Below are 3,287 nucleotides of genomic sequence, written 5' to 3'. Positions count from 1 at the left end.
CTCCCGCCGATCTCGACTAGCTCGCCTCTGCTAATGATAGCTTCGCCGCCCTTTGAGAAGGTATTTAGCACCAAAAACACGGCGCTTGCGTTGTTGTTTACGACGACGGCATCCTCAAATCCGAAAAGCTCCGCGAGCAGCCCGCCCACGTAGTCGTAGCGGTTTGAGCGGCCTCCCTTTTCGACGCTGTACTCTAAATTTGAATACCCCGTGATAACAGGCTGAGCTCGGCGTAAAATTTCAGGATCGATCGCGCTGCGGCCGAGGTTTGTGTGAATGATGACGCCGGTTGCGTTTATTAGACTTCGTAGGCTCAAATTTGACGCCTTTTCGTATCTTTCGAGCGTATTTTGGACGATGGCGTCAAGCCCCGGGCAGTTTTGCCCGCCTAAAATTTGAGCGCGCAGGCTCTCTAGCTCGACCCTGGCGACCTTAGTCAGCAAGCTCGTGTCAAGCCCGAAAAATCGCTCGTTTTTTATAAATTTATCTATCTGCGGGAGTTTTCGTAGTTCGTTCAAATTCGCTCCTAGTAAATTTGTGTTACCGAGCGCGATTTTAGCATAAAATTTGGATAAATCTAATCTTATTAAAAAAAATAAATGTAAAATTTCAGAGCCTATTAATGCCTTTAGTATTAAAATGCGCTCAATTTTGATAACGCGTAGTGCGGGGAGAAAATCATGAAAGAATTCGGTTTTTACAACGATTTTGACGAGAATTTGATGCTCAACGAGCAGATCGAGATAAATGGCGAAGGCGACTACCTCGTCTCAAATTCGCCCAAACTAAAGGCAAGCGTCGTAGCGCCGGAGATAAATTTTTATCTAAAAAACACCGCAGACTCGGTGCTGGATAAGGCTAAAAACACGCTTTTGCTTTATGAGGCAAGAGCTAGCGCCTTTGACCTAGCGCGCGACATCGACTACGAAAAACCAGTCGGCAAAAACGTCGTGATCGTTAGCAACGGCGGCCGCGAAAATTTGGCAAATTTGCTTAAGGAAAAAGGCTTTAAAACTATCGAGCTGACGCATTTTGAGATCAAATTTATCTACGGAGCCGCAGGCGAACTAAGCGTGCTAGTGCTGCGCCCGGACGGCGAGTTTGAGGTAGACTGCGACTTTTTCCTCGTAGAAAACGCGCGCGAATACATGCTAAAACAAAGCGGCTGCTACGAGATCGCAGGCAAAAGCGACGAGGAAATCGCCGCGCAGCTAGAGGCGCAAAGCCCGAAATTTAAATTTAAAAGCCACGTCCACTACGACTCCACGATCTGCCAGTATCACGAGCGCAGACACGAAATCTGCGGCAGATGCGTCGAGGCCTGCCCTACGGTAGCGATCCTAAAAGAGGACGAGACCAAGCACCTAGTTTTCTCTCACATCGACTGTGTAAACTGCGGCGGCTGCGTGAGCGTCTGCCCTAGCGGCGCGCTTGATTACTCGGATATGCCGCGAAACTCTTTTGCCGAGATAGCCAAACTCTACCGCGGCCGGATCGCTCTAGTCGTACCCGCAAAGGCAAATTTAGAAAACTTAAGCGTAAATTTACCCGCAAACGTGCTTCCTTTTGCCATTAGCGGCGAGAGATTTTTAAGCGAGACGCATCTGCTTACATTGCTTCAAGAAAGCGGCGCTCAGGTCGTGATCTACGAGCAAAATATCGGCAAAGGCACCAAAGACGCGGTGGATATTTTAAATCAAATTTACGAGCTCAAATTTAACGAAAAAGCCGTCCTGGTCGCGCAAAACGAGGACAAGCTAAAAAGCGCCCTATCTCAGGCCAAATTTATCGAGGGCTCGCAGCACTCCATCGCCGAGTACGCTCTGCCAAAGCGCGAAATTTTCGCCAGACGCCTAGAGTGGCTAGTCGGAGATCAAAATTTAGGCTCCGTTAGCACTACCGAGCTCATCAGATACGGCCGCGTCGAGATAAATCAAGACACCTGCACGCTGTGCCTAAGCTGCGTGGGAGCGTGTAACGTCGCCGCCCTAGTCGCGGACAAGAAAACAAACTCCATCGTCTTTAACCCGAGCGTCTGCACCGCGTGCGGATACTGCGAGCTTAGCTGCGCGGAAAAAGACACGATATTTTTACGCCCCGGCAAGATCGATCTGGAGCCTAGCTTCTTTACCTTTAGCGAGCTAGCCAGAGACGAGCTTTTCGCCTGTATCGAGTGCGGCAAGGAGTTTGCGACCAAAAAGGCCGTCGAGAAGATCGCCGCGATCATGGCGCCTAAATTTAACGGCGACAAAGCCAAGCTAAAGACGCTTTATTGCTGCTCGGACTGCAAAGCCAAAGTGATGATAAAAGCGCAAATGGATCAAATGAGAGAAGAGGTTTTAAATGGATAATAACTTAACCAAGGCGCGCGCGTATTTTTACGAGTTTTTGGCTTATCCGCTGTTTTTTCACGAACACGGCGGTAAATTTGACCGCTGGCGCGAACAGCTAGCCTACCTAGCGACTAGCCCAGTTACGCCTGCGAGCGAGGCCGCGTTTGCAAATTTAGCCAAATTTGACTTTGAGAAATTCGCCAGAGAGCAAAACGACGTGCTTTTTGACTTTTCTTATTCCAACATCCCGCTAAACGCCTCCTTTTACGAGGACGGACGCGACGACGGCGCGGCTAGGCTGCGCGTGATCGAGTGCCTGAAGCTAAGCCCGTACCGCCGAGATAAAGAGGCCTGCAAGGACAGCGAGGACTACGTCGGATTTATATTTTTAGCCACGGCGACCTTTTTGCGAGATGAAGTAGCGGGCGCGGCAAATATCAGCAGCAAGCTATTTACGGACGTTACGAATAAATTTATAGATGAATTTATCAAATTTTTATCCGCTCACAAAAATGCAGACTTTTTCGCCTCTTACGCGGTTATCTTGCGCGATTTTATCGATCTTGAGCGCGCGGTGCTAGGCGTAGAAGCCCCTCCTGCGCCGATCGGTGACAGCGCGGCGGTAGCCTCGATGAAAAAAGAGCCGTTTCAAAGCAAGATGCCTACGGCCAAAACAAAACTCCGCTGGGAGGAGTTCTCGCCCGTCATCTCGCAGGAGTTTGACGACTGAGGACTACGCGCTTAAATTTGCTTGCTAGGCTCGTGCCGGCAGGCAAATTTAACTTGCCCGAGTCGCCCGCGCAGCCGTTTTCTCGTCAAATTTGCGCTTTAAATTTAACTAGAAAAACCCGTCCGTTTTCGGTGCGATTTTTTAGCATCTTTAACCCGCCCAAATTTACCCCTATATTTTTCAAATTCCCATCCAATTTCACTCAAATTTAACCGCCCTTTGGC

At 49.3% G+C, this 3,287-nt stretch carries 2 protein-coding genes and 1 pseudogene; 2 read left to right on the top strand and 1 reads right to left on the bottom strand.

Going from position 1 to position 3,287, the window contains the following annotated elements:
• A pseudogene (locus H740_RS07595) lies at positions 1-518 on the bottom strand (L-seryl-tRNA(Sec) selenium transferase); the annotation flags it as partial.
• A 162-nt stretch (positions 519-680) separates the two neighbouring features.
• Between H740_RS07595 and H740_RS07590 the strand changes: the two are divergent.
• Both H740_RS07590 and H740_RS07585 read left to right on the top strand, forming a co-directional pair.
• Positions 681-2,351: a 4Fe-4S binding protein gene (locus H740_RS07590; protein WP_002952948.1), complete on the top strand. Its 1,671-nt coding sequence runs from the start codon at positions 681-683 to the stop codon at positions 2,349-2,351.
• Positions 2,344-3,063 carry a hypothetical protein gene (locus H740_RS07585; RefSeq protein WP_002952947.1) on the top strand — a complete coding sequence of 240 codons (720 nt, stop codon included), beginning with the start codon at positions 2,344-2,346 and terminating at the stop codon, positions 3,061-3,063. Before H740_RS07590 ends, H740_RS07585 begins: the two co-directional genes overlap by 8 nt.
• The last annotated feature ends 224 nt before the right edge of the window (positions 3,064-3,287 follow it).

The sequence above is a fragment of the Campylobacter showae CC57C genome (genome assembly GCF_000344295.2).
In the GTDB taxonomy this organism is placed as follows: Bacteria; Campylobacterota; Campylobacteria; order Campylobacterales; family Campylobacteraceae; genus Campylobacter_A; species Campylobacter_A showae_B.
The sequence above is the reverse complement of the archived record's forward strand: the minus strand, read 5'-3'. Positions and strand labels throughout refer to the sequence as shown.

Coding starts and splice junctions, on each gene's coding strand:
- H740_RS07590 (WP_002952948.1), top strand. CDS start 681: ATGAAAGAATTCGGTTTTTACAACGATTTTGACGAGAATTTGATGCTC.
- H740_RS07585 (WP_002952947.1), top strand. CDS start 2,344: ATGGATAATAACTTAACCAAGGCGCGCGCGTATTTTTACGAGTTTTTG.